Origin of the sequence: Neisseria musculi (assembly GCF_014297595.2) — a bacterium.
GTDB classification, from domain to species: domain Bacteria; phylum Pseudomonadota; class Gammaproteobacteria; order Burkholderiales; family Neisseriaceae; genus Neisseria; species Neisseria musculi.
Map to the genome: position 1 here is coordinate 2,247,103 of NZ_CP060414.2, position 15,250 is coordinate 2,262,352.

Here is a 15,250-nt window from a genome sequence, read left to right on the forward strand (position 1 = left end):
CTTCCGGGTAAAATTTTGAAAATTTAACCGCACAAAAGGTCGATTTGCCATTTCTGCTCAAATATCAGTCCGAACCTTAAAACTAAATAGTATTTGATTTCAACAATTTTAAAATTGTGGGTTGAATTTCTGCCGGCTTAAAGGGCATACAATGGTTTGCAAAACCGGTAACGGCAGCGGGTATGTTCAGACGGCCTAATAATTGGCAGGCATCGGTACGGTATTTACATCTCAACCCAAGAGAGCGGTTGCGCAGGGCGAAACAGCAGGCCGCCCAAGCCGATGGTGCGAGCGCACCGCCGGCGATTGCCTGCCCTTTTGTATCGAGAATACACCCGCTACCCGCCATAAGCCGGTTTACAAAGCGGCAGGCCATCTGAAAAAGCTGTTGGCCTACCGCATTTATCCGGCCCGGATGGCTCAGATTATCAGACTCATCTGCACCTCTATTGTTTCCTATACATAAGGCATCGCCTAACTAATATGTTGCCCACCGGCAAGGGGTTACACCCTTCCAACCGTTTCACCTTGCCTTACCTTAAAAGACGAGGCCACAACCGAAAAAGAAAAATGATGAAAACAGCGCGTATTCTTTCGGCTGCCGCCCGGGCAGGGTTGGCAGCCCATCTGAAACAAGGCGGTTTGGTGGCATATCCCACCGAATCCTGTTACGGCATCGGCTGCCTGCCGTATCATACTCGGGCGTTGAAAAAATTAGTATGCCTGAAAAAACGCCCGCAAAACAAAGGTATGATAGTTATCGGCAACAGTTTGGCACAATTGCTGCCTTTGCTGGGGCGGCCGTCTGAAAGCATGACGGCGATGTTGGAAAACCAATGGCCTGCGCCGGAAACGTTTCTGTTACCCTGCCGCCGTTTGCCGCTGCTGTTGCGCGGACGCGGGCGCAGCAAGCTGGCGGTGCGGGTGCCTGCTCATTCAACAGCGCGGCAGTTGTGCAAGGCGTTGAATACGCCGCTGGTTTCCACATCATGCAACCGCGCCGGCGGCAGACCCTGTAAAACCGAGCGCGAAGCACGGCGCTTGTTCGGCCGCAGTGTGCGGGTCATCGGCGGACGCATCGGCGGCAGGAAAACACCAAGCCGGATTATCGATGCAGAAACCGGACAGCGTTTGCGTTAGGATACGCAGCAGGGAAAAATTAAAGGCAGGATTTCAGACGGACTCAATTTCAGCCAATGCGGTGTTAGTTTAGGGATTGTCTTGGAGAACTAGACCAAATTGCTTCTTACTAATTATTTTAAAATAGATAATTGAGACTTATTTACTACTTGCCAACAGTCATCTAAAAGTGCACCACTTTCAAACTGGCATCAGCAACAGTTTTGAAACCTGAAAGACTCATTGTCCGTTTCAATCGGTTCGCAACGGTGCAGCAACCTGTCTATTAAAGCCTGCGTCATGGTTTCGTCTCCGAATACACCCCCCGTTTCGCAAACACCGGATTGGCTAACCGGCCAAACTGACTTTCTCATGTAAAGGACCCAGTAGGTTAAACAACAATACCCCCGCTTTTTGGGCTGAATAGCAAATAGCCCGGTTCGTCCAATATCGGAAGATCATACTGTCCAACTGCCTAATCATTTTATCTTCCAAACCGGTACAGGTCTTTCTCCAAATGGTTAACCAAATCCAATACGTTGAAGTACCTTACCCGAAACCCTTCCGAAACCGTGTGCAGACCGATAGCCGTTGCCAAACGGCTTTTGCCGGTTCCTGCTCCTCCAATAAAAATAATGTTGGTTGCAGATATAATCGTTTGGGGCTGTCCTAGATAACTAGAACAAATCCTGCTTTACTGATTGTTTTAAAATAGAAATTTGAAATTTTATCTCACTGTTGTTAAAACGCCATTCACACTCTTTCAAATACAGTTCAAAATGCTCTTTGGGAATGCCGTTAAACTTGCGTAAATGGCGTTTTGCTTGGTTCCAAAAGTTCTCAATTCCGTTAATGTGATTTTGTCGCTCAGCAAAATGTGTGCTGTGATTGATCCGAAAATGTGAAAATTCGCTCACATCAAGAACGTCATAACTTTTGTAACAATCGGTATAAACAATGCTGTCAGGCTTCACTTGCTCGCGGATAATTGGCAATAAAGTCGCAGTTTGTGTATTGGGTACGGCAACGGTGTAAACCTTACCATTACGCTTCAAAAGCCCGAATACAGCCACTTTGCCAGCCGCACCGCGACCACGTTTGCCTTTGCGTTGTCCGCCAAAATAGCTTTCATCAACTTCTACTTCACCATCAAGCATTTCCAGATGCGGGCTGTTGTGATAGATAAGTAAGCGCAAACGGTGGAAGTAATAGGCAGCGGTATTTTTATTGACGCTAACTAATTGCGCCGCTGTGCGAGCGGTAACACCTGCAACAAATAGTTCAATCAGTTTGTTTTGCTTGTACTGACTTAAACGACTTTTTCTCATAGGGATTATTCTAACCTGAAGTTAAATTTCCCTAGTTATCTAGTACAGCCCCAATCGTTTTCCATCAGTAGACGGATATGACCTTAGTCTGCCTCGGATTGTCGAACTGAAAGTCTTCCAAGGCTCTATGTTGTGCAAATTTTGTTGCCTTTATCCTAATACCCGATACTGCGGATACGCCTTTGAGTTATTCCCCTTTTTCTGTGTACCCCACCATATTTTTCAGACGGCCTATGTTATAGGTTCGGTGCAAAACGCGTGATGTTTTGTGTCATTGTTTCCACTGCCGGGTCGGGTTGGTCGGACAAACTGCTCAGTACGCCGTTGTGGGTTTCTGTGCTTTGGTTTTGGTTCAGTTTATAGGCAGCTTCCACATTTTCAACTGTTAATTCAAAACATTTCAATTATTTATATATCACTTGAAGATAATCTTGCGGTGCATCGGTAAGCTGCCACGGGTGTGGCAGGGTTGCTTCGTGGATACGGCTTGATTCGGCGAGAATGGCATAACCAGTGTCGGCATCATCAATCAGCGTCAAATACCCTTCCAAATGTACTGCCTGATAATTTCAGGTCGGCACGGCTTTGTGGTCGCGCTGTTTGCTCGGATACCAGTTGGGCGAGATATAGCGGCCGCTGTCTTGAAATACTGCCAGCCAGCGGTTTTCTGTGCCGGTGGCCTGCCAAACGGGGTTGGTCTCGGCAAAGTGGCCGTGAAGTGTGCCCCATTTGCTGCTGTTGTCGTGCCGGTTAAAGCGGGATATGGGCGGCCTGCAAATGGTTTTGCTGTGTTTCACCACCGGCGTGGCGGGCGGGTAGGCGGATTTCGGTGGAATCGGTTTGGCGGAATTGGGCGAAAATAAATATCGGGTGTCTTTTATCGATATAGGTTTGCAAGCCGGTTTGGTGCGCAAAATTAAATTATAGAAGCAGGCCGTCTGAAAAATAAACCTTTTCGTTTTCAGGCGGCCTTATCCATTACAATAGCGTGAAGCCATTTTATTTCCGGCACCGGCAGCAAGCTGCAGACCATACGGAACCGGTTCTGCTGCCGCTTCGGCGGCTTGCCAAACCGTTCTCTTCGAGCAGGGGCAGTCAAGCCGTAGCGGAAACAATGTGGATTCATGATAATGCCCATCTTTTATTTTTCAGACTATTTTTCAGACGGCCTGCTTTTTTTATGTTTTCTCAAAATCCATCTGTATCCCTGCTGCACGGCTTGAACCCCGAACAACTCTCTGCCGTTACTTGGCCGCCGCAGTCTGCGTTGGTGTTGGCGGGCGCGGGCAGCGGTAAAACCCGTGTGCTCACCACCCGCATTGCCTGGCTTTTGCAAAGCGGCCAGGCCGGTGTGCACGGCATTTTGGCGGTAACGTTCACCAATAAAGCGGCCAAAGAAATGCAAACCCGCCTGGGGGCGATGAGCCATGTTAACGTGCGCGCCATGTGGCTGGGCACGTTTCACGGCCTGTGCCACCGCTTTTTGCGCCTGCACCACCAAGCCGCCGGCCTGCCTTCTACTTTTCAGATTCTCGACAGCGGCGACCAGCTCGCCCTAATCAAGCGGCTGCTCAAGCAGCTTAACATTGCTGAAGAAATCATTGCCCCGCGCTCGCTGCAAGGCTTTATCAACGCCCAAAAAGAAAGCGGCCTGCGCGCCGCGCAGCTTTCTGCGCCCGATGCGTACACCCGGCGCATGATTGAGTGTTACGCGGCTTATGATCAAACCTGCAACCGCGAAGGGGTGGTGGATTTTGCCGAGTTGATGCTCAGAAGTTATGAAATGCTGCAGGCCGATGAAACGCTGCGCCTGCACTACCAAAACCGTTTCAACCATATTTTGGTTGATGAGTTTCAAGATACCAACAAACTGCAATACGCCTGGCTCAAGCTGATGGCCGGCGGGGGCGCGGCTGTGTTTGCGGTGGGTGATGACGATCAGTCTATCTACCGCTTCCGTGGCGCGCATGTCGGCAATATGACTGCCCTGATGCGCGAATTCGGCATTGAGGCGCCCATCAAGCTCGAACAAAACTACCGTTCAGACGGCCACATTCTTGCCGCCGCCAACGCGGTGATTGCCAACAATGCCGAGCGGCTGGGCAAGAATTTGCGCACCGAAGCCGAAAGCGGCGACAAAATCCGCTTTTACTGCGCCCCCGTTGATTATGATGAAGCGCAGTTCATTATTGACGAAGCCAAATCGCTGCAACGCGAAGGCCGCCGGCTTGATGATATGGCGGTGCTCTACCGCAGCAATGCCCAGTCGCGCATCATCGAACAGGCTCTGTTTGCCGCCGGCATGCCCTATAAAATCTACGGCGGGCTGCGTTTTTACGAGCGCCAGGAAATCAAACACGCGCTGGCCTACCTACGCCTGGCCGTCAGCCCTGATGACGACAACGCCCTGTTGCGCGTGATCAACACCCCGCCGCGCGGCATCGGCACCCGCACCATCGAAAACATTCAGGCCGCCGCCGCAGAGCAGGGTGTTTCGCTGTGGCAGGCTGCCTGCGGTATGGGCGCGAAAGCCGCCAAAGTTGCTGCCTTTGTGCGCCTAATCGAAGGCCTGCGCGCGCAAGCCGCCAATGTATCCCTACAGGAAATGATGCTTGCCGTTACCCGCGACAGCGGCCTGGTCGAATACTACCAAACCCAAAAAGGCAGCCACCAAGACCGCTTAGACAATCTGGACGAACTCATCAATGCCGCCGTTGCTTTTAAGCCGTCTGAAAGCAATTTTGAAATTCTGCCCGACAACGCCGCCGAAAGCCCGCTGTTTCCCATTCTCGCCTTTTTAAGCAATGCCGCGCTCGAATCGGGTGAAAACCAGGCCGGTGCCGGCGAAGAAGCCCTGCAAATGATGACGGTGCACGCCGCCAAAGGCTTGGAATTTGATGCCGTTTTTCTCACCGGCATGGAAGAAGGGCTGTTTCCCAGCGAATACAGCCTGGCCGAACGCGGCGGCCTCGAAGAAGAACGCCGCCTGATGTATGTGGCCGTTACCCGCGCCCGCAAACGGCTTTATATCAGCATGGCCCAACAGCGCCTGCTGCACGGTCAAACCCATTTCGGCATCGTTTCGCGCTTTGTTGAAGAGATTCCGCCTGAAGTGCTCCACCGCCTTTCGCCCGCCCCGCAGCGCGCCGGCGGATCTGCCGGTGTGTCGAAGAAGGCCGGCAGCCGCGTTGTCGAAACATTTTACGCGCCGCAGCAATACCACGGTTTTACCATCGGCCAAAACGTGCGCCATGCCAAATTCGGCACCGGCGTGATTATCGATGCGGTGGATAAAGGCGGCTCGGCAAGGCTGACGATTAATTTCGGCAAAGAAGGGGTGAAAGATTTGGATACTGCGTTTGCCAAGTTGGAGGCCGTCTGAAAAAACATGTGCAGGCGGATTAGGCGGGCCTGGCGGGAAAATCTACCCTGCCTGCTTCGCTGACGAATGAATCCAGCGCAATATCGTGTGCTTCGTGCGGCAGGCGGGCGCAAATCTGGCAGGCAAAGCCGGCGCCCACTGTGTGCGGTTTCAGACGGCCTTTCAAGGCTGCCAGCGTAACATCGTAGTAGCCGCCGCCATGGCCCAGCCGGTAGCCCTGCCGGTCGATGCCCACCAGCGGCACCAGCAAAACGGTGAGGCGGTGGGCGCGGATTTTTCTGCCGCCGAATTGCGGGATGGCCAAGCTGCCCCGGCTGTGGCGGCGTTCGGCCTTGCGGCTGTCGGTCTGATAAGGGGTGAACCACAGCCGCAGCGAGCGCGGCTCGATATAGGGCAGATAAAGTCGGGCGCCGCGCGCTAAGGCCGTCTGAATAAAACCGCCCAGCCGCAGCTCGCTGCCCACCGGCCAATAAATGCCGATGCGGGCGCGGCGGCGGATATGGTGTTTCAGCAAACAGTTGGCGGCGCGCTCGGCGCGTTTGCGTTCGCTTTTGCCCAGCGACTGGCGGGCGCGGCGCAAACGGCGGCGCAGCCCGGCTTTATCTTGCATGTTCATTTCAAACGGCCTTTGTGTGTTGGGGCGGGGTATCGTGAACCCTCTTCGTTTCTGTTACGGTGTTGCTGTATCTCGACCCCAAAAGCATGGTTTGGCAGGCCGCTTTAGCGCGCGGCAGCAGGGCCGGCTCCGTGTTGTTTGCGTTTGCCGCTGCCTGCTGCCTGGTGATGAAGATGGGGCGGATTCGCTGTATTGTGCATTAAGTTCAATTGCTGCGGGGTTTCAGGTTGGTGCCTTTGCAAGTTATTCAGGCCGTCTGAAATGTATGTTCAGACGGCCTGCGGTTTGCCGCAATGCGGTGCTGTCTATTCGGGGCGCATTTGCGGAAACAGAACCACATCGCGGATAGAGGGCGCATCGGTGAGCAGCATCACCAAACGGTCCAGCCCGATGCCGCTGCCGCCGGTGGGGGGCAGGCCGTATTCCATGGCGCGGATGTAGTCGGCATCATAGTGCATGGCTTCATCGTCGCCGGCTTCTTTCTGCGCCACTTGCGCTTTGAAGCGGGCGGCCTGGTCTTCGGGGTCGTTTAATTCCGAATAGCCGTTGGCCAGTTCGCGGCCGACAACAAACAGCTCGAAGCGGTCGGTTAAGCCGGGTTTGGTGTCGGAAGCGCGCGCCAGCGGCGAGACTTCTACGGGGTAGTCGATGATAAAGGTGGGGTGCCACAGTTTGCTCTCGGCGCAGCCTTCAAACAGCGCCAGCTGCAGGCTGCCGATGCCGGGCGCGGGCGGGATTTTTTCGCCGTGTTTCACGATTTCCTGTTTCAGCCATTGGGCATCGTTTAACTGATCATCGGTGTAGTGGGGGTTGTGTTTTTTTATGGCTTCGAGAATGGTCAGCCGCTCGAACGGGCTTTCCAAATCGACTTCTTGGCCGTTGTAGCGGATTTTGGCGGTGCCGCACACTTCCCGGGCGGCATGGCGGATCACGCTTTCGGTCATTTCCATCATGCGCTCGTAGGTGCAGAAGGCTTCGTAGAATTCCATCATGGTGAATTCGGGGTTGTGGCGGGTGCTCATGCCTTCGTTGCGGAAGCTGCGGTTGATTTCAAACACGCGCTCCAGCCCGCCCACCACCAGGCGTTTCAGATAAAGCTCGGGGGCGATGCGCAGATAAAGCGGCATATCGAGCGCGTTGTGGTGGGTTACGAAGGGTTTGGCCGCCGCGCCGCCGGGAATCGGGTGCATCATCGGGGTTTCTACTTCGAGATAACGCTGGCCCGCCATATAGTTGCGCACGGCCTGAATGATTCGGCTGCGTTTGATAAAGGTGTTGCGCGAATCGGCGTTGGTAATCAAATCGGCATAGCGTTGGCGGTATTTCTGCTCTTGGTCGGTTAAGCCTTTGTGTTTGTCGGGCAGCGGGCGCAGCGATTTGGTGAGCAGGTGCAGCTTGGCGGCGCGCACGGTCAATTCGCCGTGGTTGGTTTTGAACAGGGTGCCTTCCACGCCGATGATGTCGCCCAAATCCCAATGTTTGAAGGCGTTGTGCGCTTCTTCGCCCACGCCTTGATTGTTTACATACACCTGAATCTGGCCGCTCATGTCTTGCAGAGTGGCGAAACCGGCTTTGCCCATGGCGCGTTGCAGCATCATGCGGCCGGCGATTTTCACGGGGATTTCCTGCGGGTCGAGCTCGGCTTTTTCAAGACGGCCGTATTGCGCCTGCAAATCGCCGGCAAAGGCATCGCGGCGGTATTGGTTGGGAAAGGCAATCCCCTGTTGGCGGATTGCATGGAGTTTTTCGCGGCGCAGGGCGATGATTTGGTTTTCGCTCAATTGCAGCTCTTCGGGGTGTGGGGGCTGTAGGCTCATGGGAAAGGTTCCGGAAAATGCAGGCACACCGGCCTGATAACGTTGAATTTTGGGCGGTATTTTACGTGATTCCGGCTGTTTTTTCTATGCGCCCGGCCGTCTGAAAAATAAATTTTCAGACGGCCGGCATAAAAATATACAAGCTGCACGGGTGGTGTGCGGCTGCCCCGAAATATGGCAATGTATCCAGATGCCCATAGCTGTGGTGAACCCCCTTCGTTTCCGGCACAAGGCAGGGGTAAAAACTGTGCGGAGCCGGCGCTGCTGCCGCCCGCAGACAGGTAAAGCCGTTGGCTTTGCCAAGACGGCAACGCAACGAAAAGGAAAGGAGGTTCGCCATGCACGCGCGGGGCTTTGCAAAAACACCTTAAGGCCGTCTGAAAAGCTCCAATGCCCCGGTTTGCGCGAAGGCGGGGTTTGAATGAAACGATTGAAGTTTGGGTCAAACACATTGAAACGCTCCAATTGCTGCTGCCTGCACGGGGTAATTCGGCAGGCTGGCGCAGCGGCGAAACTGATGGCGGCAAATAAATTTCCGGCAGTATTTTTTGAATGTTGCAAAGGTTTCGGCTTTGAAACGGCTACGGCACCGGCCTGCCTGTAACCCGCTGCCCGCGCTGTCTGCGCTCTGCCGCTTTGTGTTGGTTTCGGCAGGCTGCGGGTAAATGATTCGGGGGCAGGGTGGTTTCAGACGGCTGTTTCAGGCTGTCTGAAAACCCATCGGGCGGCGATTGAAGATGTAGCGCGGGCTGTTTCAGGCCGTCTGAAAACTTTTCGCCCCGGGTTGGCGGGTGTTTGGAATATTCGGTTTTAACGGTTTTGACGGTTGTGCAGATAGTCGAACACACGGCTGCCATCGATTTCGCCCAAGCCGCGTATGCGCACCCTCGGGTGGCGGCTCAGCAGCGCAAAAAGCTCGGAAACATTGTCATCGGGATCCAGCTCGGGCAGATTGCCGCTGCTGAGCGGCAACAGGTTGGCGATTTGGCTGATTTTGCCGTAATCGGTATGTTCACTTTGGAAAAACGAGCGCACAAATTCGTTGGCGGGCCGGGTTTGCAGCTCTTCGGGCGTGCCTGTTTGCTGTAGTTTTCCGTCCTGCATAACGGCGATGCGGCCGGCCAGGCGTTGCGCTTCGCTCATGTTGTGGGTAACGAATATGATGGTGGTGGACAAGCGGCGGTGGATGTCGGCCACCATTTCCTGCAAGGCGTTGCGGGAGAGCGGGTCGAGCGCGCTGAATGGTTCGTCCATCAGCAACACATCAGGTTTGGCGGCAATGGCACGCAAAATGCCGATGCGCTGCTGCTCGCCTCCGGATAATTCGCGGGGGTAACGGTGGGCATATTTGGCCGGCGGCATGCCGACCATTTCCAGCAGTTCTCCGCTGCGCCGGCTGCGTTCGGTTTTGCTCCAGCCCAAAATATCGGGAACCAGCTCGATGTTTTGTTTCACTGTCATGGTGGGAAACAGGGCAATCTGCTGTAAAACATAGCCGATGCGGTGGCGCAGGCGGCGGATGTCGTAATCTTTGATGCGCCGGCCGTTGAAATAAACATTGCCTTCGCTGGGCTCGGTGAGTGCGTTAATCATTTTGAGGGTGGTGGTTTTGCCGCAGCCCGAAGGGCCGACCATCACGAAAAATTCGCCTTCGAAAATGCTGAGGTTCAAGCCGCTGATAACGTGTTTATTGCCGTAATGTTTGCCGACTCCGCGAAATTCGATAATGGCTTTCATGGGGCCTCCTTACGCAACAATTTATGGGTGGTGAGATAGTCGGCTGCAACTTTGGCCGGCGTTTCGCCGTTGTTTTTTACCCGGTTGTTCATTTCTGACATCTCTTCTTCGCTGATTTTGCCGGCCAACCGCTCGAGCGAACGAACCACTTGCGGATGCCGGCGGGCAAATTCGGCCTTCATCAGCGGCGCGCCTTGATAATAGGGAAACAACTGCAAATCGTCTTTGAGCAGTTGCAGGCGGTGGCGGCGGATTTCGGCATCAGTCGAATAGACGTCTATCAGATCGACACGGCCGTCTGAAAGCGCACTGTAGCGCAGCGCAGGCTCGATGCCGGAAACGTGTTTCAGCCGGATATGATGGGTTTCTGCCAGCCCTTTATAGCCGTCTTGCCGGTCGATAAACTCCAGCGTGAACCCGGCGCGCACATGGTTTTTTACCTTGGCCAAATCCGAAATGGCGGCAAGATTGTGTTTTTGCGCATACGCCTGCGGCAGCGCCAGCGCATAGGTGTTTTGATAGCCCATCGGCTCCAACAACAGCATTTTATATTGTTCGGCCAGCAAATCTTTGGCCAGCCGGTAGGTTTGTTGCGGGCTGGAAATCCGCCCCTTATTCCCTGCCGGCTGCTCGACCAGGCTCTCCAATACGGTGCCGGTAAATTCGGGATAGATATCGATTTCGTTGTGTTTGAGCGCGTTAAACAGAAAACCGGTTTTGCCGAAATTCGGCTTCAACACCACTTGAATATTTGGATTTTCATTTTCAATCAGCATCTTATACATATTGATTAAGATATCCGGCTCGCTGCCCAATTTGCCGGCCACCACTACTTGACGGTCGCCGCCCCCGCTGTTCCACCACTGCACTCCCGCCGACAGAGCCACCAAAAAAACGGCCATCCCCAGCGCACGGCCGGCTTTTTTGCGTTGCAGACGGTACACCAAACCGCTCACGCCCACCGCCAGCAATGCAGAAGCGGCCGCACCGATAAAAGTGAGGGCCATATTATTGCGGTCTATACCCAGCAAGATAATGTTTCCCAAACCACCCGCGCCCACCAATGCTGCCAGCGTGGCGGTGCCGATAATCAGCACGGCCGCAGTGCGGATGCCGGAAATCATCGCCGGAAACGCCAAAGGCAGCTCCACTCTAACCAGTTTCTGCCAGCGCGACAGCCCGAAAGCGGTGGCTGCTTCTTTGATAGCTGGGTCGATTTCAGAAAAACCCAAGTAAGTGTTTTGGAAAACAGGCAACAAGGCATAAAGGGTTAGCGCAATCAATGCCGGCGGAGCGCCGATGCCGACAAAGGGAATCAGCAGCCCCAACATTGCCAGCGAAGGAATAGTTTGCAGGATATTGGTGAGCTGCAACACAGCTTCTGCCTGTTTGCGGCGGCCGGAAAACCACACCGCCAGCGGCACGGCAACCGCTACCGAACACAGCAGGGCAGCCAGAGAAATCAGCAGATGCTCCAGCGTGGCAGTGATCAGTTCGTTTTTGCGCTCCAGCAGGGTTTGCAGGAATATATTCATATAGAGGGGTGTTTTTTAAGTGTGTGAAAGCCGGCATGAAGGCAGGCAGTGGGCGGGCAGTATCGACCGGGCTGAAAACGGCTGGTTTATCGATGCCTGGATTATGGCATAAGCCAAAGGCCGTCTGAAGAATTATTTAGGCTCTAGACTGGCAGAATAGCTCTGTTAGCCTAGAAAAATGAAATATAACACCAAGTTAAGTGACCATCGGCTCAAAAAAATTATCAAGCATTTTTGTGTCGGTATAGAAGCCTCAAAAACCGCTTTGCCGACAGGCTTCAACCGCAATACCATCAACCACCGGTATCGCATGTTCAGGCACGAAATATACCGCTGCCAAAGCAGGCAAAAAGACCTGTTACGGCAGCATGGAGGTTGATGAAAGCTATTTTGCTGCCAAACGGCAGCGCGGTTTCCATGGCAAGTCAAAGCGTGGCAGAGGAACGCTTAAACAACCCGTCTTTGGTATTTTCGAAAGAGACGGCAGGGTTTATACCGAAATCGTTCCTGATTGTAAAAAGAAAACACTTCAAGCTGTTATATTGGGAAAGGTCTCTCTGGAGGGTGTTGTTTATTCTGATAGCCGGCGCGGTTACAGCGGCCTGGTCGATGCGGGCTACTCTAAACATTTGCGCGTTAATCACGGACAAAATGAGTTTGCAGATGGTACCGGGCGCATCAATGGTATTGAAAGCTTCCGGAGTTTTACCAAACGAAGGCCCGCCAAATTCAACGGCGTAACCAAAAACTTTGATTTGCACCTGAAGGAATGCGGATGGCGATGGAACCGAAACTCTGATGAACTGAGTCACCAACTTTGGGGGCTTTTAAAGTAAATTTACATAAAGCTGCTAGTCTAGAGCCTGATTTAAAATATTTTACAGTAAAAACAAACCTGTGGCGCAAAAAAGACAACACCGGGCAGGGCAGCAGTTAAATTTGGTATTCTGTAAAGTGCGTGAGTATAATTGCCGTCAGCAACTTTTCATAACTGTTTATCCTTTCGGAAAACACTTCGGCCCTTGTTTACAAGGGCGTTTTTTTGCCTGCCGTTTTCAGACGGCCTTTGCTCGCAAAAATTTTAGATTTTTTTGCCAACCATTGCGGCCTAACCGGCTACTTCTTTCAAACGGTAGAGCATTTCCAGGGCTTCGCGCGGCGACAGTTCGTCCGGGCGGATGGCGGCCAGCATATCCAGCGCGGGGTTGGCGGGCAGGCTGTTTTCAAAATTGCGGCAGTCTGAAAAATTTTCCGTGCTGTTAAAGCCACCGCCATCGTTTTCAGACGGCATCATATTGAAAATATCCATCTGCGGGCGGTCGGCGGCGGCCTGTGCTTCGAGTTGGTTTAGGTGCCTGCGGGCGGATTTGAGCGCGCGCGCGGGCAGGCCGGCGAGTTTGGCCACGGCAATGCCGTAGCTTTTGCTGGCGGGGCCGGGCTCGATATGGTGCAGAAACACGATGTCCTGCCCCTGCTCGAGCGCCGAAAGGTGCATATTGACGGCACCGGCGTGCGCTTCGGGCAGGCGGGTCAGCTCGAAATAGTGGGTGGCAAACAGGCTGAACGATTGGTTTTTCTGCAACAGGTGTTCGGCAACGGCCTGCGCCAGTGCGAGACCGTCAAAAGTGGAAGTGCCGCGGCCGACTTCGTCCACCAGCACCAGCGACTGTTCGGTGGCGTGGTGCAGGATGTAGGCGGTTTCGCTCATTTCCACCATAAAGGTGGAGCGGTTGCCGGCCAGATCGTCGCTGGCACCGATGCGGGTGAAAATCTGGTCGATGGGGCCGGTTTTGGCGGCATCTGCCGGCACGAAGGCACCGGTGTGCGCCAACAACACGATTAACGCCACTTGGCGCATATAGGTGGATTTGCCGCCCATATTGGGGCCGGTGAGCAGCATCAGGCGGTGTTTGTGGTCGAGACCGGTGTGGTTGGCGGTAAAGTGGCGTACCTGCCGCTCGACCACAGGGTGGCGGCCGTTGTTGATTTCAATCAGCGGATAATCGGCAAACTCGGGGCAAACGTAGCCGCGTTCTTCGGCTTGGCGGGCAAAAGTGGAGAGAACGTCTAGCGAAGCGGCGGCTTTGGCGGCTTTCTGCAATTGCGGCAAGGCCGTCTGAAGCTCTTTGAGCAGGGTGTCGTAGAGTTGTTTTTCAAGCGCGAGCGCCTGTTCTTGCGCGCTTAATACTTTGTCTTCAAAGGTTTTTAATTCGGGGGTGATGAAGCGTTCGGCGTTTTTCAGGGTTTGGCGGCGCTGGTAGTCGGCGGGCGCCTGTTCGGCCTGCACTTTGGATAATTCGATATAAAAGCCGTGCACGCGGTTGAATTCCACTTTTAAGGTAGACAGGCCGGTGCGTTCGCGTTCGCGCGCTTCGAGGGCGAGCAGAAATTCATCGCCGTGGTTTTGAATATGGCGTAATTCATCTAATTCGGGGTGGAAGCCGTGGTTGATCACGCCGCCGTCTTTCAGCCACACGGCAGGCTCGGGCAGGATGGCGGCCTGCAGCTTTTCAGCCACCGGCAGGGTTTCGGGGAACACATTTTGCAGGGTTTGCAGCAAGGCGCTGCCGCCGGCGGGCACCGGCATTTCGGCCAGCACAAAAAGGCTGTCGCGCAGGGCGGCCAAATCGCGCGGGCGGGCGCTGCCCACGGCGATACGGGCGGCGATGCGTTCGATGTCGGCCACGTTTTTCAGACGGCCCTGCACATCGGCATGGTGGTTTTGCAGTTCCATCACTGCCTGCTGACGCGCCTGAATGTGGCTGCGGTTGCGCAGCGGATGGTGCAGCCACAGCTCAAGCAGGCGGCTGCCCATATGGGTGGCGCATTCATCAAGCACCGAAAACAGCGTGGGCGATTTTTTGCCGGTGAGTGTTTGGGTGATTTCAAGATTGCGGCGGGTGGCTGCATCCATGCCGATATATTGGCTTTCGGTTTCGAGCGAAAGGCCGTCTAAATGCTGCGGCAGGCTGTTTTGGGTGAGACGGATATAGTTGAGCAGCGCGCCGGCTGCGCCAACGGCTTCCGCGTGCTCTTCGATATCAAGGCCGAACCCGCGCAGATCTTGGCTGCCGAAATAATCGGCGAGCAGCTTGGCAGCAGTGTCGGCGGCAAACTGCCAGTGGTTGAGCCGCGTGATGTTGGCCGCCCGGATATCGGGCACGTTTCTGCCATCGGGCAGCAATATTTCCGCTGGCTGCAAACGCGCCAACTCATCGGCCAGCTTTTGCGCGCCGGTGAGCTTGGCTTTGAATTCGCCGCTTTGCAGCGAAGCCCAGGCCAGCCCGATGTGTTTTTTTCCGGCACACACGGCAACAATGCGGTTGGTTTCTTTGTCTTCCAAAAAAGCAGAATCGGTGAGCGTGCCGGGGGTAACGATGCGCACCACTTTGCGCTCCACCGGCCCTTTGCCCGCGCCCACTTCGCCCACCTGCTCGCAAACCGCCACGCTTTTGCCCATTTTCACCAGCCGCGCCAGATACTGCTCGGCGGCGTGAAACGGCACACCCGCCATTTTAATCGGCTCGCCGTTCATCTGGCCGCGGGTGGTGAGGGTGATATCGAGCAGTTTTGCCGCCTCTACCGCATCATCAAGAAACAGCTCGTAAAAATCGCCCATGCGGTAAAACACCAGTTTGTCGGCATGGCCGGCTTTGATGTCGAGATATTGCTGCATCATCGGGGAAACGGCGGGTTTGGTCATGTTCAGACGGCCT

At 54.4% G+C, this 15,250-nt stretch carries 11 protein-coding genes and 2 pseudogenes; 3 read left to right on the forward strand and 10 right to left on the reverse strand.

Going from position 1 to position 15,250, the window contains the following annotated elements; all coding sequences use genetic code 11:
- Positions 1-570: 570 nt before the first annotated feature.
- Entirely contained in the window at positions 571-1,140 is a 570-nt protein-coding gene (locus H7A79_RS11595) for an L-threonylcarbamoyladenylate synthase (RefSeq protein ID WP_135036302.1), read from the forward strand.
- A gap of 191 nt (positions 1,141-1,331) precedes the next feature.
- Here the strand turns inward: H7A79_RS11595 and H7A79_RS11600 are convergent, their stop codons facing one another.
- From H7A79_RS11600 to H7A79_RS11615, 4 genes and pseudogenes are all read right to left on the reverse strand, one after another.
- On the reverse strand, positions 1,332-1,493 hold the full coding sequence (locus tag H7A79_RS11600; protein WP_135033440.1) for an ATP-binding protein: 162 nt from the start codon (positions 1,491-1,493) through the stop codon (positions 1,332-1,334).
- A 110-nt stretch (positions 1,494-1,603) separates the two neighbouring features.
- On the reverse strand, positions 1,604-1,717 hold the full coding sequence (locus H7A79_RS11605; RefSeq protein WP_353663620.1) for a hypothetical protein: 114 nt from the start codon (positions 1,715-1,717) through the stop codon (positions 1,604-1,606).
- A 79-nt stretch (positions 1,718-1,796) separates the two neighbouring features.
- Positions 1,797-2,447: an IS1595 family transposase gene (locus H7A79_RS11610; protein WP_186999959.1), complete on the reverse strand. Its 651-nt coding sequence runs from the start codon at positions 2,445-2,447 to the stop codon at positions 1,797-1,799.
- A 404-nt stretch (positions 2,448-2,851) separates the two neighbouring features.
- Positions 2,852-3,247, reverse strand: a pseudogene (locus H7A79_RS11615) (FMN-binding negative transcriptional regulator).
- A 380-nt stretch (positions 3,248-3,627) separates the two neighbouring features.
- On the opposite strand from H7A79_RS11615, the gene H7A79_RS11620 reads away from it, so the two are divergent.
- Complete coding sequence (locus H7A79_RS11620) at positions 3,628-5,829, forward strand: UvrD-helicase domain-containing protein (RefSeq protein WP_187000338.1); 2,202 nt, start codon at positions 3,628-3,630, stop codon at positions 5,827-5,829.
- A gap of 19 nt (positions 5,830-5,848) precedes the next feature.
- Here the strand turns inward: H7A79_RS11620 and H7A79_RS11625 are convergent, their stop codons facing one another.
- The 5 genes from H7A79_RS11625 to H7A79_RS11645 all read right to left on the reverse strand — a co-directional run bounded on the left by H7A79_RS11625 (position 5,849) and on the right by H7A79_RS11645 (position 11,534).
- Complete coding sequence (locus H7A79_RS11625; RefSeq protein WP_187000339.1) at positions 5,849-6,445, reverse strand: 5-formyltetrahydrofolate cyclo-ligase; 597 nt, start codon at positions 6,443-6,445, stop codon at positions 5,849-5,851.
- Positions 6,446-6,750: 305 nt separating this feature from the next.
- Positions 6,751-8,262, reverse strand: a complete 1,512-nt coding sequence (gene lysS / locus H7A79_RS11630) for a lysine--tRNA ligase (RefSeq protein ID WP_187000340.1) — start codon at positions 8,260-8,262, stop codon at positions 6,751-6,753.
- 581 nt (positions 8,263-8,843) lie between these two features.
- The gene (locus H7A79_RS11635; protein WP_135036285.1) at positions 8,844-9,110 is read right to left on the reverse strand and encodes a hypothetical protein; all 267 of its coding nucleotides are present in this window, start codon (positions 9,108-9,110) and stop codon (positions 8,844-8,846) included.
- A complete protein-coding gene (locus H7A79_RS11640) occupies positions 9,073-9,999 on the reverse strand; it encodes an ABC transporter ATP-binding protein (protein ID WP_187000341.1) in 927 nt (308 codons plus the stop codon). The genes H7A79_RS11635 and H7A79_RS11640 overlap by 38 nt, the downstream gene beginning before the upstream one ends.
- Complete coding sequence (locus tag H7A79_RS11645) at positions 9,996-11,534, reverse strand: ABC transporter permease/substrate-binding protein (RefSeq protein ID WP_187000342.1); 1,539 nt, start codon at positions 11,532-11,534, stop codon at positions 9,996-9,998. Before H7A79_RS11645 ends, H7A79_RS11640 begins: the two co-directional genes overlap by 4 nt.
- A 178-nt stretch (positions 11,535-11,712) precedes the next feature.
- Between H7A79_RS11645 and H7A79_RS11650 the strand changes: the two are divergent.
- Positions 11,713-12,370, forward strand: a pseudogene (locus H7A79_RS11650) (IS1595 family transposase).
- Between the two features lie 272 nt (positions 12,371-12,642).
- On the opposite strand, the gene mutS reads toward H7A79_RS11650, so the two are convergent.
- Complete coding sequence (gene mutS, locus H7A79_RS11655; protein WP_187000343.1) at positions 12,643-15,237, reverse strand: DNA mismatch repair protein MutS; 2,595 nt, start codon at positions 15,235-15,237, stop codon at positions 12,643-12,645.
- Positions 15,238-15,250: the final 13 nt, after the last annotated feature.